The following is a 20,827-nucleotide window of genomic DNA, read 5'->3' as shown; positions in this document are numbered from 1 at the left end:
TTAAAACATTATTTTCCACTCTATTACTCCTATCCTACTAATAATTTGTAAATCATCAGTAAAGGGAATATTTCCAGAGCGCAAAGATACAAAATCATATAAAATATAGAAACATGTTTGCGGAATAATATTTTAAACCCTCTAAATAACCTAAAAGTATAGAATATTAAGGTGATAAATAAACCGAAATTTAGTAGCATTGGCGTGGCATACGGAGCTATAAATGGAACACTAATTGTTATTGGCAAAAGGAATAGGCCAAGGTTTTTATTATAGATAAAAACGGTATGTAAGTACTCTTTAGCTTCCTTTATTGCACCAAATATGTATCCCATAAGGCGAATAATGATAGCTTTTCCACTATAAACTACGACTAAAAGTAAGAATGAATAAAGAAAGAAGATAAAGTTGTTATTCTCCTGGTTTAAAGAGAGAATGTAAACTGCATATTGAACCAAAAAAAGAGCTAGGTTCACAAAGAATAAGAAGTTTAAAAAGATAGAACCTCTTAAATTTCGCATGTTTTTTTCAGAGAGAAGATTAGAGGCCGTTTGGTAATTGAGAATGGAGTCGAAAACTTTAAAAAGGTATTTGCTAAAAGAAAATCGTACAATAGCCATTAAAACAAGAGCAAAAAGCAAGACTCCAACCATCCAATCACTATTAAAAGAGGTGATAGGAACACCTTTTTCAGCCTGAAAATTTCGCGGTACAGACACAATTGTATCTTGAAGAGATGGATTAGAAATCAGTAAAGAATCTGATTGGGAAGTACTAAAAGTAAGTTTTAAACTCGAATCGATACTTTTATTTAGTGTATCATTTATGGGCGAAATAGTTTCCCTGCTTAGGGAATCATTTAATTCAGAAATCGGTATTACTGTTGAATTTTGTGAATTATTTTGCACCATTTTGTATCAGGAACTTGTCGGATTGATTTTTACAAAGATAATTTTATTTTTTGTGGCGCTTTACTTCTTTAAGAAGAAAGCCCGAATTTTTATTCGGGCTTTGGTATACAACTACAATTCTTCGTAACCGATTAATTGTTTAATCCTTAGATTCTCCTTTTCCGAAGCATTTAATTTTCTCTCACTTTTTAGTACTTCTTTTTCCCACGAGCCATACATTGGATTAGGCAGCACAATAAAACGCTTACCGAATTGTTCTTTCATGTCATCAACTTTTGCAAAGCCAAATGCTGTTGAGCGATCTTCTAAAATTTCATCGAAATCGCCGATATTATCGCCAGCTAAAATTAAGATCTCATGACTTTCACTAACTAGATTTCTTCTTTTGGTTTTTATGCTTGTATCGCTTTTTAAAAGGATATGGTCTTTGTCAGCATAAGGAAATCCAAAAGCCTGAAGATTTTGGATGGTTTTCTCAATATCGTCAACACTTCTGTTTGAAATATAAAAGGTTTCAACACCTTTCGATTCGGCATATTTTAAAAACTCAAGTGAACCTGGCGTTGGTGCAGCTTTTGCCATTATAACCCATTCTTTCCAAGCTGCAGCGGTAAAAGCTTCACCCGTACGAATCGAATTGGTTTCAAAAGGACTATTGTCTAAAACAGTTTCATCTATATCGACAACTACAGCTTTTGGTTTTGAATTAGTGTTAATGGCTAATTGTTTGTCCAATGAAAATTTTGCCAAATTAAAGGCTTGATAATACAATGCTTTGCATTCAGAAGCTCTTTGAAACCATAGCGTTGCCATTACGAGATGATCATTAGCATTCTTTGTCTGAATATTCTTTTCAGTAGGTTTACAAGATGTGATTGCAATGGAAATGAGTGCAAGAATGAAAAATATTTTTCTCATGTCGAGTTGAAATTTTTAAATTTAGAAATTCATCATGAATATGATGTTGGAATAAAACGAAGAAGAATTTATTAATATCAGTAAAATGGTTTCAAAATCGAAGATAATAAAAAATGTCTGTAACTTTTCAAGATAGCTAGTCGTCTTAAATTTGACTGCCACTAAATATGAACCTAAACGAATACAATATAGCCGTAGATCAGCACGCTGATGGAATGTTTCGTTTTATCCTCAAAAACATTAGAGATGAGGATAAAGCTAGGGATATTGTGCAAGATAGTTTCGAAAAATTGTGGCGGAATGTGGATGGAGTTAATTTTTTAAAGGTAAAGTCGTATTTGTACACAACGGCATATCATACAATGATTGATTTAATCAGAAGAGAAAAAAGAAAAGAAGATTTTGAAAATGTTGATGTAGGAAAATATGCTCATTCGGAGCAATATACAGACTTAAGTGAAGTCTTAGATGAGGCATTGAAACGCTTGTCGGATGTGCAACGGTCGGTTATTTTACTGCGAGATTACGAAGGTTATTCTTATGCAGAGATAGCAAAGATTACCAATTTAAGCGAGTCTCAGGTGAAGGTTTACATTTATCGAGCACGGAAGAGTTTGAAGGAATACATTGGTAGCATTGAATCGATAGTTTAAAAAGAAAATGAATAAAATTACCAGACATAACTATGAGGAATTCTTTCTCGATTATTTGGACGGAACCTTAAATCCGGATCAAATGAATGAGTTGGAGGTTTTTCTGATCCAAAATCCAGACCTAAAAGAGGAGTTGGAGGAAATGGAGTGTCCGGAAGTGGCTCAAGAAAGTATGTCAATAGAGCCTAATTCACTTAAAGAGATTCCATTTAGAAATAGTTTCGATGATTTTTGCATTGCTCGTTTGGAGGGAGATTTATCGGTTGATGATGAGATTGCTTTTGATCTGTTTTTAGAAAAAAATGAAACATTTAAAAATGAGAGTAATACTTATCAAAAAACGATTTTAATTCCTGATGATAAAGTCGTATTCGAGAACAAGGAAGGGTTAAAAAAGGACGAAAGAAAGATTGCTTTTTGGTGGTATTTCTCAAGAATTGGAGCAGCCGCTTCGGTTTTATTACTTTTTTCCTTGTGGAGCATCTTTTACCAATACGAAGATGTAAACACGGGTATCAAATCAATTTCTCAAGTTCAGCCTGAGCCTACTAAAGTAGAAAAGCTAGTTGTTGAAAAGGTGACTTCTATTGACCCAGAAAAGGATTCTGGTTTTCAAGCAGAAAAAATAAAAGAAGCAAAGAGTTTAGTTAAGGAATTGCAAGAATTAAGCGGTCCTAAAAAGGTTCCTGCAAAAGACTTTGAAAAAATAGTCGAAAAAGTTGCTTTGCCAGTGCTAAGTTCAAATGTAAAGGTCGCAGCTCTTTCGAACAAGGCTAATTTTGAGCCTAAATTAAAAGTGATAGAGAAAGTTTCTATCGAAACAGTTGATCAAAACAATGGATTGGCTCAATTGGGTATGTCTTGGAAATCGAGTGCTCCTAAAAAGAAAAGTTCAGTTTTGTATGCAATTGCAAAATATGGTGTTGATAAAATAGGAGAGATTGCAGGTAAAAATGTGAAACTAGAAAGGACCTATGATTCTGTAACTGAGAAAACAAGATTGAATTTTAAGAGTGAAGGAATCGGTTTTTCAAAAACAATTAAATAAGCCTGTAACTATTCCTCAAGTACTTCGTCTTACCCTTAGAAATAAGAAAAAAATAATGTTATGAAGAAATTACTATTACTAAGTATAGCTTTTTTATTGGTTTTCGGAATTAATGCTCAAGTAGTTGTTGATACTGTAAAAACGGACAGCATTAAAAAGAAGGTATTAATTGAAGATTCTTGGTCGAGCAAAAAGAAGAAATCTGATACCAAAAATAGAACAGAGACAATTTATAAAGTAACCAAAAGCTACGGGGAGGATACTACCAAAGTTAAATTCATGAAAAAAGATGTCGTGAAGGTAGTTGAAAGTGACAATGGGATTAAGGCTAAAATTGGAAAGATTGGTAAGGTTGGTTTTGAAGAAGACCGTGATACAACTAAAATAAGAATTGGAGGCAAGCAAATTAACATTATCGATGGTTGGCATGGTACTCGAATTCGAATTCAAAAGGTACATCCATGGGATTCTGATCAAGATAAATTCTTTATTGATGAAGAAAAAGGTTTTAGAGGACATTGGGCTGGTTTTGAGATGGGTGTAAATGGTTTTGCTGAAGAAGATTATAGTATGTATCCTGCAGAACAAAATGACTTTATGGATTTGGATATGGCCAAGTCTCTTGCCGTAAACTTGAATTTTTTGCAATATGATATAGGCTTGCAAAAAGAACGAAACACCATTGGTTTGGTTACTGGTTTAGGTTTAGAGTGGAATAATTATCGATTCGATCAGAACATAAGTTTGGAAAAAGGTGGTTCTGATTTAATTCAACCATACGCAATTGACTCAGATTGGTCAGTAAAGAAAAGCAAATTAACAAGCTTATATCTTACGGTGCCTTTGCTTCTTGAATTTCAAATTCCAGTTAAGTATAAAACCAGAAGAGTCCACATGTCGGCAGGAGTAGTGGGAGGTTTACGTTTAGGTTCTCATACCAAAATAAAATACAAGTCGAATGGTAACAAACACAAGGACAAAGATCATGACGATTTTAATTTAAATACACTTCGTTATTCTGCGCAGGTACGTGTCGGTTATCGTTCTCTAAACTTTTTTGCTACTTATGGTTTAAATGGACTATTCGAAAAAAATGATGGCCCTGAATTGGATCCATTTACAGTAGGAATTACCTTGATAACATTCTAATACCAAATAATAAATAATATTATGCCAGATTCTTCTAGGATCTGGCATTTTTATTTATATACAGATCAGTTTTGACGAATGTTGAATTATGTGTCATAAAATAGTATATTAGTGGCATGAAAAAGAAATCCCTACTCTTATTTTGTTTTTTTTCTGCTCTTCTTGTCTTACCTACTTTCGCCGGTTTTCAAACAAGTTTGGATAGTTTGAATAAACGTTATGAAAATGTGTACGGCCAAGAGAAATTGGAGACTTTGCTTGAAATGAGTAAGGTTTATTGGGAAATAGAACCTCGAGAAGGAATCGCTAAAGGATTGCAAGCACTTGCTTTGGCTCAAAGCCTAGAATATGATAACGAAATCATAAAAGCGATGTATTATGTAGGAACTGCCTACTACATCGATAACCAGTACGATAACTCTCTGGATTATTTATTGAAAGCATATCGATTTGCTCAAGATCATAAACTTCTAAAAGACATGGCGGATATTAGCCGTCAATTAGCCACGGTTTATTATCAATCAGGAAAATATAGTAAGACGTATACCTATACGCTTGAAGCAAAAAAGATTTATGAAAATATTGATGATAAAGTAGGGATAGCAAGCTGTTTAAATTTGCTAGGACTCTACTACAAGGCGATTGATAGGCATGATCAAGCTTTGGATTACCTGCAAGAAGCTTTGGCTTTGGGTAAAAAAATGGCTCATAGAGTAATTGTTGGTGACGCTCTGAATGATATTGGAAGTTTGTATACCGAAATGGGAGATACCTTAAAAGCGATTCGAACTTATCGTGAAGCTGTTGATTATTACAAATCGAAAGTTCCAAATAATAAAATCGGCTTGTTCGAGTTGAATATGAGTGAATTGTATTTGGATCATGGCGAATTAGAAAAAGCTAAACATCATCTTGATAAAGGATACTTGATTGCCTCTCATTTAAATTCTAAAAGATTATTTCGAGGTTATTACAAGTATTTATCACTCTACTACACCAAATTGGGGAACTATAAAAAGTCAGTTTTGGCGCATCAAAATCTTCAGGCTTATCAGGATTCGATAGCATCAGAACAGTTATCTAATAAAATTGATGATTTGGATTCCAGACACATTGAAGATGTGAAAAATCAAGAGAATCAATTGTTGAGAGACGAAAATCAAACACAACAGTTAGAGATCAATAGACAATATACAGTTGGTTTGCTAATTTTATTAGTCTTACTTGTTGTTATCTTCTTATTGACTTTTAGATATCGAAACAACCTAAAAGACAATGAATTACTGTATTTGAGAAATCGTTTGGTTAGTCAGCATCAGGAAGAGCTCATAGGAGCAATGAAACGTCTCAAAGACAGTGAAGATAAGTTGAGAACTGCCAATAAAACGAAAGATAAAATGTTCTCATTAATTGCTCACGATTTACGAGGATCCATTGGAAATATTAGCAATGGTTTACGCATGATGCTAACCGATAAAGAATTAAACCTAAGCGAAGAGGATAAAACAGAATTTTTGGTGTCTCTCTTTCATTCGGCAGATAACTCATTTGAGTTGTTAGAGAATTTATTGTTTTGGGCAAAGAATCAAACTTCAACCATATCAGCTAATTTGCAAATGGTTGATGCAAGTTCAATAATTAATTCAAACATCGGTTTATTAGCTGAGTTGGCTAAAATTAAATCGATTAAATTATTTACAAGTTCTAATGCTTCTGTAGAAGTATATGTCGATTGGAACATGATCAATACGGTTCTTAGGAATTTGATTTCCAATGCAATAAAATTCACGCACAAAGAGGGAAGTATCGAAATTAAATCGGAAATAGGCGAGTATTTTGTTAAGATTTCAGTAATTGATAATGGTATTGGAATGATGCCAGAACAGATTGAGAATATCTACGAAGGAAAAACTACAGATGGTACTGCAAATGAGAAAGGTACTGGCTTGGGAATTACCTTATGTCGAGATTTTCTAGTGAAGAACCATGGTCAAATGATGGTCGAAAGTGAAGTGGATAAGGGAAGTACTTTTTCGTTTATAATTCCTCGCAGACCAATGGGCAATGATAAATATCTAGAATTTGTTGAAAAAGAGAGCTTACTTTCCTTAGTAAATAATTAAATTTAAAGCTGAAATACACATCAGCTTAAACTAAATTTTAAAATAATGAGACTATTATTAATTAGTAACTCAACCAATCCTGGTGAAGAATATTTAGATTACCCAAAGAATAATATCAAAGAGTTTTTAGGAGATAAACCAATTAAGGCATTATTCATTCCTTATGCTGGTGTTACCGTATCTTTTGATGATTATGAGGCAAAAGTAAAGCATAGATTCAACGAGGTTGGTCACGATATTGTATCTATACATCGTTTTGAAGATCCTATAAAAGCTGTTGAAGAAGCGGAAGCTATTGTTGTTGGTGGTGGAAGCACATGGAACCTTTTACACATGGTTCATAAATTTAATCTAACTGATGCCATTCGTAACAAAGTAATCAATGGTAAAACACCTTATATTGGCTGGAGTGCTGGTTCAAATTTAACTTGCCCTACAATTAAAACGACTAATGATATGCCAATTATTGATCCTCTTGGTTTTGAGGCTTTAAATCTGATCCCATTCCAAATTAATCCTCACTATTTGGATAAAAACCCGGAAGGACACGGTGGAGAAACTCGCGAAGATAGAATCAATGAGTTCTTAGTATTAAACCCTGATATGTATGTAGCTGGTTTAAGAGAAGCAACCATGTTCTTGGTTGAGGATGGCAAAATCAGTTTAATAGGTGATAGAGAGTGCCGTATATTTAAAAATGGTATTGAGCCATATGAATTAAAAGCTTCTGATGATTTTAATTTCTTGATGAAATAAGAATCAGTAAATAATAATTTAGAGCGGTTGAATTAAATTCAACCGCTTTTTTTCATTTGAATTTTTACCTTTGTGCTCTTGTTGGGAATCGCCTCTTGGTTTTCATATTATTTAAAAGATTTCTTAAATGGATTTATTATCATCAAGTTATTTCGTTCTATTTCTAATAGTTGCAATCGGATTTATAATTGGTAACATTAAAATAAAAGGCATCTCTCTTGATGTTTCTGCTGTTATCTTTGTCGCTCTTGTATTTGGCCACTTTGGTGTAAGTATTCCTATTGACATTCAAAAAATTGGTTTAACTCTATTTATTTTCACCATAGGTATTCAAGCCGGACCAGGATTTTTCGAATCCTTTCAAAAAAATGGTAGAGAGTTAATTTTACTAGCTCTGATCTTGGTAGGAAGTGCATCTTTGGTGACCCTTTTATTAGCTATCGTATTTCAAGTCGATATGAATATTGCTATTGGATTATTAACTGGTTCACTAACCAGTACGCCTGGTTTAGCTGCAGCTATTGAAACTACTCAATCACCAATGGCTTCTATCGGTTACGGTATTGCTTACCCATTTGGTGTAATTGGTGTAATTCTTTTTGTAAGGTTATACCCAAAATTAACTGCTGTTAATATTAAAAAAGAGGCTGATAAATTAGAAGAAGAGATTTTAAAACAGAATCCAGAATTAGTCAATAAGAATTTTGTTGTTGAAAATGAAAAGATAGTTGGTAAGACCATACGTGAACTAAAAGTTCGTGCTATGACACAAGCCAACATTACTCGAATAATGCATGAAGGAAAAACAATTGTGCCTTTGCCTACCACAAGACTTGAAAAAGGGGATATCGTAAAGCTAATTGGAACTGAACAAGCTATTGAGAAAGCCAGACTGCTTATTGGAGAGGAAACTCAGGAAAAGATTCCTTTAAGTGTAGATTATGTGGTTGAAAGTATTTTAGTTACCAATAAAGATGTCGTAAATAAGACAATCGGCCAGCTAAATGTATTATCAAATTACAATGCTCGAATCACACGAATCAGAAGAGCGGGTATTGATATTGCTCCTAGTTCAAAATCAATTATTCGTTTTGGAGATAAGCTTATTGTGGCCTGTGGTACCGGGAATATCAATAACGTTCGTCATCTCTTTGGTAACGATGTTAAAAAATTATCCGACACCGACTTTTTCCCAATTGCAACCGGTATCGTATTAGGTGTTTTAGTTGGTAAGCTGAAGATTTCATTTTCGGATGATTTTACCTTCTCGCTTGGATTAACAGGTGGCGTCTTAATGGTTGCCTTAGTGCTTAGTAGAATCGGAAAAACGGGTCCGGTTTTATGGACCATGTCTGGAACAGCGAATCAATTGCTTCGTCAACTAGGCTTACTAATGTTCCTTTCGGTAGTTGGAACAAGCGCAGGTTCACATTTAGTTGAAACATTCCAAGAATCTGGTTTAGTTTTGTTCGGCGTTGGCATAGGAATCACATTAATCCCAATGATTATCACCACATTAATCGGCCACTATTGGCTTAAAATGAACCTTCTTAACTTATTGGGTGCTCTTACCGGTAGTATGACCAGTACACCAGGTTTAGCTGCCGTTGACGGTATGACTGACTCTAATGCTCAGGCTATTGCTTATGCAACAGTTTATCCTATTGCTATGGTTTTTCTAATTGTATGCGTACAACTTGTCAGTATGATATAAATTAAAAAATCCCGAAAAGGAATTCTCTTCGGGATTGATAATTATTTGACGGATTTAAAAATCAACTTCAACTACAACCGGACAATGATCTGAGTGTACGATATCTGCAAGAATAGAAGCTCCTTTTAGCTTGTCACGCAATGGTTCGCTAACCATATGGTAATCGATACGCCAGCCGAGGTTTTTCCCTCTGGAGCCAGCTCTGTAACTCCACCAACTATATTTATCTGGAGATTGATCAAACTCTCTAAAGCTGTCAATAAAACCATTATCAATAAACTGACTTACCCATTCTCTTTCTTCGGGTAAAAAGCCCGATACGTTTTTCTTTTTTTCTGGCCTACTGATATCTATAGGCTTATGGCATATGTTATAATCGCCACCAATAATCAAATTAGGTCTTTCCTTTTTTAATTCAGTAATGTATTCTTGAAAATAGGCTAGCCATTCCATTTTATAATCTTGACGAGGACCTCCAGTAGTTCCCGAAGGGTGGTAAGTACTAAAAACAGAAACATCTCCAAAATCAGCACGAATAGCTCTTCCTTCTACATCATATTTTGGATTGTCAATACCAATAACAACATGATCAGGCTTTATCTTACTCAAGATACCAACGCCACTATATCCTTTTTTTTCTGCAGAAAACCAGTAGCAATGATAACCTAATTCTTCAAAAAGATGAGTTTCGATCTGTTCAGGTTGTGCTTTAGTTTCCTGTATAAGAAGAATATCTGGGTTTTCCTGCTTTATCCAGCCAATGAAATCTTTACCTAAAGCGGCACGAATTCCATTTACATTGTAACTTATTATTTTTCGCATAGCGTATGTTTTTTATTTGGAGTGAATAAAGATAAAAAAGAAAATACCTGATTGGCCAGAATGTGAAAGGAGATTTGTTAAAAAATCAGAAAATGAAAGGAAATAGTCTAAAATTGCTTGGAATCAACTACTTTTGTAATAAAAATAAGCGCATTGAAAGAAGGATTAGTCATAAAATCAACAGGAAGTTGGTATACCGTTAAAACAAGTGATGGAACAATTCATGACTGTAGAATAAAGGGACGTTTTCGTATGGAAGGGATTCGAACAACTAACCCTATTTCGGTGGGCGATATTGTTGAATTTAACGAAGATAAGGATGCTAATGTTATTGTGAAGATTAAAGATCGCAAAAACTACATCATCCGTAAATCAACTAATCTTTCAAAAAGTAGCCAAATTATTGCAGCTAATATCGATCACGCTTTTCTGATTGTAACAGTTAATTACCCTCTTACAACAACAACATTTATCGATAGATTTCTGGCCGCTGCAGAAGCTTATAATATTCCGGTAAACTTGGTTTTTAATAAAGTTGACCGTTATCGTCCAAACGATATGGAAAGATTGGCTGAGTTAAAAGGAATTTACGAATCGATTGGTTACAAGTGTTACGAAATATCCGCAAAAGAAGGTACACACTTAGAAATTATTAGAGAAGCATTAAAAGGCAAGATAAATTTGCTTTCTGGTCATTCCGGCGTTGGAAAATCAACTCTAATCAACCACATACAGCCAGGTTTGGAACTGAAAACAGGTGAAATTTCAGAATCTCATTCTTCAGGAAAACACACAACTACTTTTTCAGAGATGTTCGAGCTCGATTTTGGAGGCTATATTATAGATACGCCGGGAATTAGAGGGTTTGGAACCTTTAATATGGAAAAAGAGGAAATGTCTCATTTCTTTTTGGAGATTTTCAAAATATCAAACAGCTGTCAATTCAACAATTGTACACATATGCACGAACCTAAATGTGCAGTAAAGGAAGCTGTCGAAATTGGAAAAATTAGCATGACCCGATACGAAAGCTACTTGGGCATGATTATGGAAGATGAGGATAGCAAGTATAGAATTTAGAAAAATTATGATTTCTTACTTAGGAATTGTAATTTTCTTATCTCATTTCCGATGCTTGTCGGAATTATAACTTACAATTCTTATAACATGACTTCACACGAAATAGATTACAAAATATACGGTAACGACATTCAATTAGTCGAAATTGAGTTGGATCCGAACGAAACAGTTATTGCCGAAGCTGGAGCAATGGCTTATATGGAAGAAGGCATTCAATTCGAAGCTAAAATGGGCGATGGTTCTGAACCGGAAGCTGGTTTGTTTAGCAAATTACTTTCAGCCGGTTCTCGTATGATTACAGGAGAATCTCTTTTCCTAACTCACTTTACACACAGAGGCTATGGAAAAGCTAAAGTTGCTTTTTCTGCTCCTTACCCGGGAACAATTATGCCTATTGATCTTAGTCAGTCAAGAGGCTCGCTAATCGTTCAAAAGGATGGTTTTCTTTGTGCCGCTCTTGGAACTAAGGTCAGTATTGCTTTCAATAAAAGATTAGGAGCAACATTCTTTGGTGGCGAAGGTTTTATCTTACAAAAACTGCAAGGTGATGGTAAAGCATTTGTTCATGCAGGAGGTACTGTTATAAAGAAACAATTGAATAACGAAACCCTAAGAGTTGATACAGGTTGTGTCGTAGCTTTTGAAGAAGGTATTGATTTTTCAATAGAAAAAGCCGGCGGTTTAAAGTCCATGGTGTTTGGTGGTGAAGGTATGTTTCTAGCAACCTTAAAGGGAACTGGAAAAGTTTGGTTGCAATCCATGCCAATTAGAAAATTAATAAAAGCGATATCTCCTGCTGGAGAAAATCGATCAAAAGGAGCAAGCTCCATTCTTGGAGAGTTTCTAGAAGATTAACAAAAGAAAATAACAAAAATAAGCACGTAAATTCTACGTGCTATTTTATTGAAATAAAACGAACAAATGGCTACCGTACTTAATCCAAAAGATTTTCTGGAAAAAGGAAAAAACATTCCGATTATCGATGTGAGAACACCTGCTGAATTTGAGCAAGGGCACATTCCCGGTGCCTGCAACATTCCAATTTTCACCAATGAAGAACGTGCACTAGTCGGAACAAAATATAAGCGTTCGAGTAAAGATGCTGCCGTACTTCTGGGCTTAGAATTGGTTGGCCCAAAGCTATCAGTGTTTGTTAGAAGAGCCAAGAAAATTGCAGTTGATGGTGAAATCCTGATACATTGCTGGCGTGGTGGAATGCGAAGCGGCAGCATGGCCTGGCTATTCGAAACAGCTGGATTTACGGTTTACTTGTTAAAAGGTGGCTACAAGGCGTACAGAAGCTATAATCGGGATCAGTTTCAAGAGAAATCAGAATTGGTTGTAATTGGAGGTTACACAGGTAGCGGTAAAACTGAAGTTTTGCACAAGCTAACTGAAATGGGCGAACAAGTTTTAGATCTTGAAGGTATTGCCAACCATAAAGGATCTGCTTTTGGTGCATTAGGGCAAGCTGATCAGCCTACGACAGAACATTTTGAAAACGAACTAGCTAAGATTTGGTCCGGATTTGACGCTAATCGACCAATTTGGATCGAAGATGAAAGCAATTCTGTAGGAACAGTGCGGATTAATGATGTTTTATTTGGAAGAATGAGAAAAGCGGAGGTGATTCGATTAGATGTTCCGAAAGAAGAGCGAATTAAACGCTTGGTAAAGGAATATGCTTGCTTTGATATTGAACTGTTGAAAGGTTTGGTTTTTAAAATTGAAAAAAGGCTAGGTGGTTTAAATGTTAAAAATGCCTTTGAGAGCCTCGATAAAGGAGATTTTCATGCTGTCGCGGATATTACCTTAACTTATTACGATAAGGCCTATAAGCATGGCCAGGAAAAGCGAAAGGGGCAAACAATTCATCCGCTTCAGGTTGAAAGAGATGCTCCAAAAGAAAATGCCGAAGCAGTCTTGAACTTTTACGGAAAACTAAAAAAATAAGCCCAATTTCTTGATATTTGAAACGCTTTCAATAATGAGGATAAGAAATCAGAAGATTTGTCGTTATCTTTAATGAAACCTTAGAACTCGAAACCTTGGAAATCTATCTTAAAAACCGTCATTGGAAAATTTACTTTCTACTGATTGCTCTTGTAATTATTTTGAGCTCAATTTTTTACACCAGTAACCTGGTGGATAAGTTGGCTCACGAAGAAGTCAAAAAGGTAGAGTTATGGGCTGCTGGTTTACGCAGTTTAGATGCAAATCCCAATCAAGATGTAAGTCTTATTAATAGGATTATGGAAGAGAATGAAACCATACCTGTTATTTTGGTAGATGATGATGACAATATTGTTGCACACCGTAATATTGCCTTCTCCGAAAAGCAAGAAGATCGTATTTTAAAGAAGCGATTAAAAGAGATGAGGGAAGAGGACCATTCCATTGAAATTGATCTTGTAAATGGCAAAAACTATATCTATTTCGACGATTCTAACTTACTAAAACGATTGGCATGGTACCCATTCGTTCAATTGGGCGCAATTATTACTTTTATTCTAATTGCCTATTTGGCTTTTTCTTATTCAAAATCGGCAGAACAGAATCAGGTTTGGCTTGGTATGTCGAAAGAAACTGCACATCAATTGGGAACGCCAATAAGCTCTCTTATGGCTTGGATGGAGCTGATTAAAGATGGTAAAATTGATTCAAACCTATCAGAAGAGATGGCAAAGGATGTGAGCCGTTTAGAAGTGATTGCAGAGCGTTTTTCTAAAATAGGATCTAAACCTGTTCTTAAATTTTCCAACATTGTTGATGTTTTGGATAGCAGTATAGAATATTTAAAGAAGCGAACCTCTGATAAAGTTGAATATAGTTTAGAAAAAGAAGATGTAGAAAATGAAATAATTCCGATTAACAAAGAATTGTTTTCATGGGTAATTGAAAATTTATCTAAGAATGCTGTCGATGCAATGGAAGGAAAAGGTCAATTGAAATTTTCACTTTCTAGCAAAGCAAATCAATTAATAATTGACATTAGTGATACAGGAAAAGGAATAGCTAGAAATCAGTTTAAAACGATTTTTAAGCCTGGATTCACTTCTAAAAAGCGTGGATGGGGCTTAGGATTATCACTTTCTAAGCGAATTATAGAAAATTATCACCGAGGAAAAATATTTGTTGTAAGTTCAGAAATGGGTAGTGGTGCGGTCTTCAGGATTATTTTACCTCTAAATTGAAACAATTGGATTTCAAATAGCTTGTTTTTTTTTGAAACCTCCAAAGATCTACCTATTTTTGCACCCCGTTTTTATAGGAATTGAAGCATTGAAACTGGCATTCAGATTAATAATTGATTGGTCATGTCAAAAAAGATGTTGTAATTTGTAAAGACGTATGATTAATTTTTATACTTTTGCAAAGTTTTATTTGAGCATTTTGGATTATTTAGCAAAATACACGATTCCTTACAAAGGATTAAAAGATGGCAGTCATGAATTCGAATTCACTGCTGACGAGAAATTCTTTGAGCATTTTCAAGAGGAAGATGCATACCAAACTGACGTTTCAGTGAAAGTTACACTGGAAAAGAAGACATTGGTTATGACTCTTACCATTGAATTGGATGGGGTATTGAAGATAGCCTGTGATCGTTGTCTTGATCAAATGGATGTGGAAATAAGTGGCGAAAGCTCTGTTTACGTGAAATTTGGAGATGAAAGCGAAGAACTGGCAGAAGATGTAATTGTTATTTCAGAAGCAGTAAACGAACTTGAGACGGCACATTACATTTATGAGTTGTTTTCACTTAGCTTACCTTTAAGCTTTGTCCATCCGGACGACGAAGATGGGTTCAACACTTGCAACGAAGAAATGATTCAAAAACTAAACGAACACTCGGAGAAAGAAGAAATTGATCCGAGATGGAGTGAATTAAAAAAATTGATTGATAATAAATAGTTTAATAGGTTGAAAAATGGCACATCCAAAACACAGAACATCGAAGCAGAGAAGAAATAAGAGAAGAACTCATATTAAAGCGACTCCTGCTACTTTAGCATCTTGCTCAAACTGTGGAGCAACTGCTAAATACCACACTGTTTGCCCTGAGTGCGGATACTATAGAGGTAAATTAGCGATTGAAAAAGAAGTTACAGCATAACCTAATTCTTACGGATAAGGTTTAACGCAATAGTAAATTTGCTCCTTAGAATATTCTTTGGAGCAATTTTGCTTATTATACATTTTCATAAACTTTTCTAAGGGGGACTTAGTGAAAACGATCAGCTTATGCTCGTATTTCTTAATCTGTTCTCTTACGGCAGTATGTGAATTTGTATAGAAGAAAGCTGAATCTATCTGATAAACACTAAGTAAGCATAGTAATGACAAAAATAAACGCAGTAATTACAGGAGTTGGGGCTTATCTTCCTGACTACATTCTTACCAATCAAGAACTGAGCACCATGGTTGATACAACCGATGAGTGGATCATGACCCGAATTGGTATCAAAGAAAGAAGAATTCTAAAAGGCGAAGGACAAGGTTCTTCTGAATTGGGAGCTAAAGCAATTGCACAATTGCTTGAAAAAACCAATACCTCTCCTGAAGAAGTTGATTTGGTGATTTGCGCTACGGTAACACCAGACATGCAATTCCCTGCTACAGCAAACATTATTAGCGATAAATTAGGCATAAACAATGCTTTCAGTTTCGACTTGAATGCTGGTTGTTCAGGTTTTCTTTTTGCTCTGGCAACAGGTTCTAAATACATCCAATCCGGAATGTATAAGAAAGTTATCATTGTTGGATCTGAAAAAATGTCATCAATTGTTGATTATACTGATCGTCAAACTTGTCCTATTTTTGGTGACGGGGCAGCAGCGGTTCTTCTTGAACCAACAACTGAGAACGTAGGTATAATTGATGAGATGTTGCATACTCAAGGTTTTGGTCGCAAGCACTTGCATCAAAAAGCCGGAGGTTCATGCAAACCAGCAAGTCATGAAACAGTTGATGCTCGCGAGCACTTCATCTACCAGGAAGGAAACCACGTATTCAAACACGCGGTATCTAACATGGCTGATGTATCTGTTGAAATGATGGAGAAACACAATATGACTGCAGATGATTTAGCATGGTTAGTTCCTCATCAGGCTAATAACCGTATTATCGAAGCAACTGCAAAACGTATGGGCTTAGCTAAAGAAAAGGTGATGATCAATATTGAAAAATATGGTAACACCACTTCAGCTACAATTCCATTGTGTTTATGGGAATGGGAAAACCAACTGAAAAAAGGCGACAACATTATCCTATCAGGATTTGGTGCCGGTTTTACTTGGGGTTCAATCTTCATTAAATGGGGATACGATCCTAAATAAGACAAAAACAGATTTTAAAATATACTAAGGCCTCCAATTTGGAGGCCTTTTTTTTGTTTGTAATCGTTTGAATTAAATGGTATTTCTCATCCAATTTTTTATATTTGTATGGCTTGCATTAGAGTATTGCAAGATCTTTTCCCGTATGGGGATACTATTTTTAATAATATTGAGTTGATTGAATACTAAGGATGAAAAGAATAGCGATGGAGTAGACGCTTTATCATAGCTACTAATTGCTGATGTTTTTCAATCTTGTTTTGGTTTTTATTTGCCGACTTAGCGATAAATAAGTACTAATAATACTCGAAATTATATTTCAATACGATCATAAAATGTTTAGTAAAAAAAATAAAATGAGCAGAAACAACGAAGTACAGCCAACCGCAGTTAATTTAATCTGTGACGGAACATCTATTAAAGGTGATGTTAAAGCATCTAGAGATATTCGAATTGATGGATATCTAAATGGGAAAATGGACGTGAATGGAAAAGTTGTTGTAGGAAACACTGGAAAAATTGAAGGTGATGTAAAGTGTAAAACAATTGACGTTTCTGGCCGTGTTGAAGGAAATATCATGGCATCGGAAATGGTTAACCTTAAAAATACAGCGGTTATTTTAGGAAATATCGCTACAGATAAAATTTCAGTGGAGCCTGGTGCCAAGTTCACAGGAACATGTAAAATGGGCGAACAAGCTCCTAAAAAGGATGAAAAAAAATAAAAAGGATAGGATAGACACTTTTGGAAAGCGGAAAAAGCAGGTTGGAAGTATTGCAAAATATTCTGGTCTTGCTTTTCAAATGATTATAATTATTCTTTTGGTTTTGTACGGAGGAATGAAGTTGGATGAATTTTTAGAACGAGAATTTCCTCTTTTTACAATAATCGGAGCTTTTTTAGGTGTTGTTTTATCTCTTTATTTTGCTTTAAAAGATTTGCTTAGAAATAAGTAAGCATATTTAAATATCAACATGGAAAAATCAATTAAAAAATACATTCTAAATCTGGGAATCATATCCGGAGTACTATTGGCAATATCAGTTCTGATGTATTTGACGATATTAGAGCCTTGGTTTAATTATATTTTTCCTTTTGTAATTTTGTATTTTTTTCTACTTAGTTCCTTTCAGCATTACAAATTGCTTAATTCTGTTAAGAATAATCCTCGAGTTTTCAATACAAATTACATGGCTTGGTTCGGAATAAAACTATTCGCACATCTTAGCTTTGTAATTGTTTATGTCTTGCTGGATCGTGCGAATGCATTGAGTTTTGTCCTGTATTTTGGATTTTGTTACATCGTATATACAGCTTACGATGTAGTAACTTTATCTAATACTTTAAGGTCTGGAAATGTTAAATGATTATAAAAAGTCACATGCAATAGTTTTTTTATTAAATTTGGGTGACAAAATTGAGAATCACCAATATTTTATTGGATGATTTAAGTAATAAGTGAATGAGTAATCATTCTTGAAAATATTGTTAGTTCAAATAGGGTTTGGATTAACACATTAAGCAGATTAGATCAAATAAATCCAAAAATAGATAGCTTGGGTTTAATATCAAACCAAATTGTTTGGCAGTTATTAAAAGTAAGTCTTTTTACGTATGAAACATATTTACCGTTTACTGTTGATTATTTTCCTTGTGAGTACTGTTGTACCTACTTTTGCTTCTGAAGAGAAGCATGAAGAACATACTTCTCATGAAACACATGAAAAGAAAAAGTTCGAGCCGGGAAGTTTTATAATGGATCATATTGCCGATGCTTACGATTGGCATGTATTCTCATATGGTGATTTTCATTTTAAGGCTCATTTACCTGTTATTGTTTATTCTCAGCATTCAGGCTTTCATATCTTCATGTCGAGTAAGTTTCATCACGGTCATTCATCTTATAATGGTTTTGAATTAGCTAAAGAAGGTGAATACAGAGGTAAAGTAGTCGAAATGGTAAATGGACAGCAAGTGCGTCCTTTTGATATTTCTATGACTAAGAATGTGGTTGCCATGCTCATTAGTATGTTCATTCTAGTATGGGTATTTGTATCAGTAGCGAAAGCCTACACCAAAAGAAAAGGACAAGCACCTAAAGGGATGCAATCCATGCTTGAACCGATCATTGTTTTTGTAGTTGACGAAATTGCAAAACCCGCAATTGGAGAAAAAAAATATAAAAAATTCGTTCCATTCCTGTTGACCATTTTTTTCTTTATCTGGTTAAATAATCTTATGGGACTTATGCCATTTATTCCTGGAGGAGCTAATGTAACCGGTAATATTACTATTACAATGGTACTTGCTCTGTTCACGTTCATTATTACCTTAGTGAATGGGAATAAGAATTACTGGAAACATATTTTTAACACTCCTGGGGTACCTTGGTGGTTGAAGTATCCTGTGCCTTTGATGCCATTGGTTGAACTAATGGGTATGATGACAAAACCATTTGTATTGATGGTTCGACTTTTTGCAAATATCACTGCGGGGCACATTATTGTATTGTCATTCATTTCTTTAATTTTCATTTTTGGAGAAATGAGCTCTACACTTGGACTGGGATCATCTGTTATTTCTGTAGGCTTCGTTATTTTTATGAATGTGCTTGAACTTCTAGTTGCCTTAATTCAAGCTTATGTATTTACGTTCTTATCTGCTCTTTATTTTGGAATGGCAGTAGAAGAAGATCATTAAGAATTTATTTACTCCTTAATTGGAGCTTTTAATAGTTTTTAATCAATTAACTAAGAACGCTATGATTACATTATCAATTATTCTTCAGGCCGTTGCAACTGCAGGTCTTGCAAAGTTTGGTGCTGCTATTGGCGCTGGTATTGCTGCTATTGCCGCTGCTTTTGGTATTGGTAAGATTGGTGCATCTGCTCTTGAGAGTATCGCCCGTCAACCCGAAGCTGCTGGAGATATTCGTTCTAACATGATTGTTGCTGCTGCCCTTATTGAAGGGGTTGCTTTATTTGCAATTATCATTTGTTTGTTAGCTATCGTATTGTAATAGCATAATCCACAATTTGCCATAAGAGATTGTCTGCGGCAAATTGTGGTAATTATTTGAAGTTAACATCACTTTAAGTGAATTAATATAGAATACTATGGGCTTAGTAACTCCCGAATTGGGAACTTTCATATGGATGTTTATTGCTTTTGCAAGTGTGTTTTTTCTTTTGAAGAAATTTGCATGGCCTTCGATTGTTGATGCAATTGAAGAGCGTAATGATTCTATTAAGGAGGCGCTTCTTTCTGCAGAAAGTGCAAAAGAAGAGATGGCTAAACTACAAGCCAACAACGAAAGAATTCTTCAGGAGGCTAGAAAAGAGCGTGAGGGAATGCTAAAAGAAGCAAAAGAGCTGGGTGCTACTTTGGTTAGTGAAGCTAAGCAAAAAGCAACGCTTGAGGCGGATAAAGTAATTGAATCAGCTCGTATCAATATTGAAAGTGAAAAATCAGCTGCTCTGGGTGAAATTAAAGCACAGGTTGCCTTGCTTTCAGTAGAGATTGCAGAGAAAATTCTTCGTCAGCAATTTGCTGATGACCAGCAACAGAAGGATTATTTCAAAAAGTTGATGGACGAAGTAAAGTTGAATTAGTAAAAGAGTGAGTGGGAGTTGTTAAAGCAGATCTCATATCTTATCCTGAAATTTTTTTGGGACTAATATCTAAGAAGATATGAACGAAAGTAAAATCTCGGTTCGATATGCAAAAGCTCTTTTTCAGTTAGGAAAAGAAAAGAACGTATTAGACACAATTGTGACTGATATGAAGCTTGTTGATGAGCTTTGCAATACAGTGAAGGATTTCTGGCTGATGGTGGAAAGTCCGGTCATTAAAACATCTCAAAAACGCGCTTCGATGAAGCAAATATTTGGAGATAGAATAAATGCGATTACCCTAAATTTTTTAGATTTAGTTGTTAAAAATCGAAGGGAAATTTATTTGAAGGACATATCTCGAAATTTTTTAGCCTTGTGTCGTAAAGATCAAGGAATTTTATCGGCGACTCTTACTTCCGCAACAACTATTGAAGAGGGTAGTAAGGAAAATTTGAGTACTCTTTTGTCGAAAGCTTTCGATTCAAAAATAGAGCTAGAAGAAGTTCTGGATAAGGATATCATTGGTGGTTTTGTACTTCGTGTTGATGATCAACAATTGGATGCAAGTGTAAGCACTCAGTTGAATAAAATTAAAAGAGAATTACTTTCAAATCACAATAAATAAGGTGTTTATTGGAATTTTCCTTTAAACACAGTAAGATTGATATTACTTAAGGCACTATAAATTGTTTAAATAGT

The 20,827-nt window shown here is 34.8% G+C and carries 23 protein-coding genes; 20 read left to right on the top strand and 3 right to left on the bottom strand.

Annotation, left to right across the window (positions count from 1 at the left end; translation table 11 throughout):
- Positions 1–29: 29 nt before the first annotated feature.
- Together L3049_RS17885 and L3049_RS17880 are read right to left on the bottom strand one after the other, a co-directional pair.
- Positions 30–911 (bottom strand): DUF4271 domain-containing protein, encoded by an 882-nt coding sequence (locus L3049_RS17885; RefSeq protein WP_275111193.1) that lies wholly within the window; start codon positions 909–911, stop codon positions 30–32.
- Positions 912–1,022: 111 nt separating this feature from the next.
- Complete coding sequence (locus L3049_RS17880; protein ID WP_275111192.1) at positions 1,023–1,829, bottom strand: 5'-nucleotidase, lipoprotein e(P4) family; 807 nt, start codon at positions 1,827–1,829, stop codon at positions 1,023–1,025.
- Positions 1,830–1,996: 167 nt separating this feature from the next.
- Here L3049_RS17880 and L3049_RS17875 point away from each other — a divergent pair, with 167 nt between their 5' ends.
- The 6 genes from L3049_RS17875 to L3049_RS17850 all read left to right on the top strand — a co-directional run bounded on the left by L3049_RS17875 (position 1,997) and on the right by L3049_RS17850 (position 9,272).
- Positions 1,997–2,482, top strand: coding sequence for an RNA polymerase sigma factor (locus L3049_RS17875; RefSeq protein ID WP_275111191.1), 486 nt, complete (start codon positions 1,997–1,999; stop codon positions 2,480–2,482).
- A gap of 7 nt (positions 2,483–2,489) precedes the next feature.
- Positions 2,490–3,530, top strand: a complete 1,041-nt coding sequence (locus L3049_RS17870) for a hypothetical protein (protein WP_275111190.1) — start codon at positions 2,490–2,492, stop codon at positions 3,528–3,530.
- 60 nt (positions 3,531–3,590) lie between these two features.
- Positions 3,591–4,679 carry an outer membrane beta-barrel protein gene (locus tag L3049_RS17865; RefSeq protein WP_275111189.1) on the top strand — a complete coding sequence of 363 codons (1,089 nt, stop codon included), beginning with the start codon at positions 3,591–3,593 and terminating at the stop codon, positions 4,677–4,679.
- A gap of 116 nt (positions 4,680–4,795) precedes the next feature.
- Positions 4,796–6,802 carry a tetratricopeptide repeat-containing sensor histidine kinase gene (locus tag L3049_RS17860; protein WP_275111188.1) on the top strand — a complete coding sequence of 669 codons (2,007 nt, stop codon included), beginning with the start codon at positions 4,796–4,798 and terminating at the stop codon, positions 6,800–6,802.
- 45 nt (positions 6,803–6,847) lie between these two features.
- Positions 6,848–7,558 carry a dipeptidase PepE gene (pepE, locus tag L3049_RS17855; protein ID WP_275111187.1) on the top strand — a complete coding sequence of 237 codons (711 nt, stop codon included), beginning with the start codon at positions 6,848–6,850 and terminating at the stop codon, positions 7,556–7,558.
- 127 nt (positions 7,559–7,685) lie between these two features.
- Entirely contained in the window at positions 7,686–9,272 is a 1,587-nt protein-coding gene (locus L3049_RS17850) for an aspartate:alanine exchanger family transporter (protein WP_275111186.1), read from the top strand.
- 54 nt (positions 9,273–9,326) lie between these two features.
- On the opposite strand, the gene L3049_RS17845 is transcribed toward L3049_RS17850, so the two are convergent.
- Complete coding sequence (locus L3049_RS17845) at positions 9,327–10,094, bottom strand: exodeoxyribonuclease III (protein WP_275111185.1); 768 nt, start codon at positions 10,092–10,094, stop codon at positions 9,327–9,329.
- Between the two features lie 153 nt (positions 10,095–10,247).
- Between L3049_RS17845 and rsgA the strand changes: the two genes are divergently transcribed.
- The 14 genes from rsgA to atpH all read left to right on the top strand — a co-directional run bounded on the left by rsgA (position 10,248) and on the right by atpH (position 20,753).
- Positions 10,248–11,174 (top strand): ribosome small subunit-dependent GTPase A, encoded by a 927-nt coding sequence (gene rsgA / locus L3049_RS17840; RefSeq protein ID WP_275111184.1) that lies wholly within the window; start codon positions 10,248–10,250, stop codon positions 11,172–11,174.
- Between the two features lie 87 nt (positions 11,175–11,261).
- The gene (locus tag L3049_RS17835; protein WP_275111183.1) at positions 11,262–12,029 is read left to right on the top strand and encodes a TIGR00266 family protein; all 768 of its coding nucleotides are present in this window, start codon (positions 11,262–11,264) and stop codon (positions 12,027–12,029) included.
- Between the two features lie 66 nt (positions 12,030–12,095).
- Positions 12,096–13,127 carry a tRNA 2-selenouridine(34) synthase MnmH gene (gene mnmH, locus L3049_RS17830; RefSeq protein ID WP_275111182.1) on the top strand — a complete coding sequence of 344 codons (1,032 nt, stop codon included), beginning with the start codon at positions 12,096–12,098 and terminating at the stop codon, positions 13,125–13,127.
- Positions 13,128–13,222: 95 nt separating this feature from the next.
- Positions 13,223–14,368, top strand: coding sequence for a sensor histidine kinase (locus tag L3049_RS17825; protein ID WP_275111181.1), 1,146 nt, complete (start codon positions 13,223–13,225; stop codon positions 14,366–14,368).
- A 157-nt stretch (positions 14,369–14,525) separates the two neighbouring features.
- On the top strand, positions 14,526–15,089 hold the full coding sequence (locus L3049_RS17820) for a YceD family protein (protein ID WP_275111180.1): 564 nt from the start codon (positions 14,526–14,528) through the stop codon (positions 15,087–15,089).
- A 16-nt stretch (positions 15,090–15,105) separates the two neighbouring features.
- Entirely contained in the window at positions 15,106–15,291 is a 186-nt protein-coding gene (rpmF, locus tag L3049_RS17815) for a 50S ribosomal protein L32 (protein WP_129254103.1), read from the top strand.
- Between the two features lie 223 nt (positions 15,292–15,514).
- Entirely contained in the window at positions 15,515–16,513 is a 999-nt protein-coding gene (locus L3049_RS17810) for a beta-ketoacyl-ACP synthase III (protein WP_275111179.1), read from the top strand.
- A gap of 356 nt (positions 16,514–16,869) precedes the next feature.
- A complete protein-coding gene (locus L3049_RS17805) occupies positions 16,870–17,238 on the top strand; it encodes a bactofilin family protein (RefSeq protein ID WP_275111178.1) in 369 nt (122 codons plus the stop codon).
- Positions 17,225–17,470 (top strand): AtpZ/AtpI family protein, encoded by a 246-nt coding sequence (locus L3049_RS17800; protein WP_275111177.1) that lies wholly within the window; start codon positions 17,225–17,227, stop codon positions 17,468–17,470. The genes L3049_RS17805 and L3049_RS17800 overlap by 14 nt, the downstream gene beginning before the upstream one ends.
- Positions 17,471–17,488: 18 nt before the next feature.
- The gene (locus tag L3049_RS17795; RefSeq protein ID WP_275111176.1) at positions 17,489–17,881 is read left to right on the top strand and encodes a hypothetical protein; all 393 of its coding nucleotides are present in this window, start codon (positions 17,489–17,491) and stop codon (positions 17,879–17,881) included.
- A gap of 247 nt (positions 17,882–18,128) precedes the next feature.
- Positions 18,129–19,214, top strand: coding sequence for a F0F1 ATP synthase subunit A (atpB, locus tag L3049_RS17790; protein WP_275111175.1), 1,086 nt, complete (start codon positions 18,129–18,131; stop codon positions 19,212–19,214).
- Between the two features lie 61 nt (positions 19,215–19,275).
- Positions 19,276–19,533 carry an ATP synthase F0 subunit C gene (gene atpE / locus L3049_RS17785; RefSeq protein ID WP_275111174.1) on the top strand — a complete coding sequence of 86 codons (258 nt, stop codon included), beginning with the start codon at positions 19,276–19,278 and terminating at the stop codon, positions 19,531–19,533.
- Positions 19,534–19,630: 97 nt separating this feature from the next.
- Entirely contained in the window at positions 19,631–20,125 is a 495-nt protein-coding gene (gene atpF / locus L3049_RS17780) for a F0F1 ATP synthase subunit B (RefSeq protein ID WP_275111173.1), read from the top strand.
- Between the two features lie 79 nt (positions 20,126–20,204).
- Complete coding sequence (gene atpH, locus L3049_RS17775) at positions 20,205–20,753, top strand: ATP synthase F1 subunit delta (protein WP_275111172.1); 549 nt, start codon at positions 20,205–20,207, stop codon at positions 20,751–20,753.
- Positions 20,754–20,827: the final 74 nt, after the last annotated feature.

The organism is Labilibaculum sp. DW002 (assembly GCF_029029525.1).
Taxonomy (GTDB): domain Bacteria; phylum Bacteroidota; class Bacteroidia; order Bacteroidales; family Marinifilaceae; genus Paralabilibaculum; species Paralabilibaculum antarcticum.
This window is presented reverse-complemented; position numbering and strand designations above follow the sequence as displayed.

What these genes read in the sequence shown, in the direction of transcription:
- rpmF (WP_129254103.1), top strand. Translation starts at nt 15,106, where the DNA reads ATGGCACATCCAAAACACAGAACATCGAAGCAGAGAAGAAATAAGAGA.
- L3049_RS17880 (WP_275111192.1), bottom strand. Translation starts at nt 1,829, where the DNA reads ATGAGAAAAATATTTTTCATTCTTGCACTCATTTCCATTGCAATCACA.
- L3049_RS17800 (WP_275111177.1), top strand. Translation starts at nt 17,225, where the DNA reads ATGAAAAAAAATAAAAAGGATAGGATAGACACTTTTGGAAAGCGGAAA.
- L3049_RS17810 (WP_275111179.1), top strand. Translation starts at nt 15,515, where the DNA reads ATGACAAAAATAAACGCAGTAATTACAGGAGTTGGGGCTTATCTTCCT.
- L3049_RS17850 (WP_275111186.1), top strand. Translation starts at nt 7,686, where the DNA reads ATGGATTTATTATCATCAAGTTATTTCGTTCTATTTCTAATAGTTGCA.
- L3049_RS17805 (WP_275111178.1), top strand. Translation starts at nt 16,870, where the DNA reads ATGAGCAGAAACAACGAAGTACAGCCAACCGCAGTTAATTTAATCTGT.
- pepE (WP_275111187.1), top strand. Translation starts at nt 6,848, where the DNA reads ATGAGACTATTATTAATTAGTAACTCAACCAATCCTGGTGAAGAATAT.
- atpE (WP_275111174.1), top strand. Translation starts at nt 19,276, where the DNA reads ATGATTACATTATCAATTATTCTTCAGGCCGTTGCAACTGCAGGTCTT.
- L3049_RS17885 (WP_275111193.1), bottom strand. Translation starts at nt 911, where the DNA reads ATGGTGCAAAATAATTCACAAAATTCAACAGTAATACCGATTTCTGAA.
- L3049_RS17795 (WP_275111176.1), top strand. Translation starts at nt 17,489, where the DNA reads ATGGAAAAATCAATTAAAAAATACATTCTAAATCTGGGAATCATATCC.
- atpF (WP_275111173.1), top strand. Translation starts at nt 19,631, where the DNA reads ATGGGCTTAGTAACTCCCGAATTGGGAACTTTCATATGGATGTTTATT.
- L3049_RS17875 (WP_275111191.1), top strand. Translation starts at nt 1,997, where the DNA reads ATGAACCTAAACGAATACAATATAGCCGTAGATCAGCACGCTGATGGA.
- mnmH (WP_275111182.1), top strand. Translation starts at nt 12,096, where the DNA reads ATGGCTACCGTACTTAATCCAAAAGATTTTCTGGAAAAAGGAAAAAAC.
- atpB (WP_275111175.1), top strand. Translation starts at nt 18,129, where the DNA reads ATGAAACATATTTACCGTTTACTGTTGATTATTTTCCTTGTGAGTACT.
- L3049_RS17835 (WP_275111183.1), top strand. Translation starts at nt 11,262, where the DNA reads ATGACTTCACACGAAATAGATTACAAAATATACGGTAACGACATTCAA.
- L3049_RS17845 (WP_275111185.1), bottom strand. Translation starts at nt 10,094, where the DNA reads ATGCGAAAAATAATAAGTTACAATGTAAATGGAATTCGTGCCGCTTTA.
- atpH (WP_275111172.1), top strand. Translation starts at nt 20,205, where the DNA reads ATGAACGAAAGTAAAATCTCGGTTCGATATGCAAAAGCTCTTTTTCAG.
- L3049_RS17870 (WP_275111190.1), top strand. Translation starts at nt 2,490, where the DNA reads ATGAATAAAATTACCAGACATAACTATGAGGAATTCTTTCTCGATTAT.
- L3049_RS17860 (WP_275111188.1), top strand. Translation starts at nt 4,796, where the DNA reads ATGAAAAAGAAATCCCTACTCTTATTTTGTTTTTTTTCTGCTCTTCTT.
- L3049_RS17865 (WP_275111189.1), top strand. Translation starts at nt 3,591, where the DNA reads ATGAAGAAATTACTATTACTAAGTATAGCTTTTTTATTGGTTTTCGGA.
- L3049_RS17820 (WP_275111180.1), top strand. Translation starts at nt 14,526, where the DNA reads ATGATTAATTTTTATACTTTTGCAAAGTTTTATTTGAGCATTTTGGAT.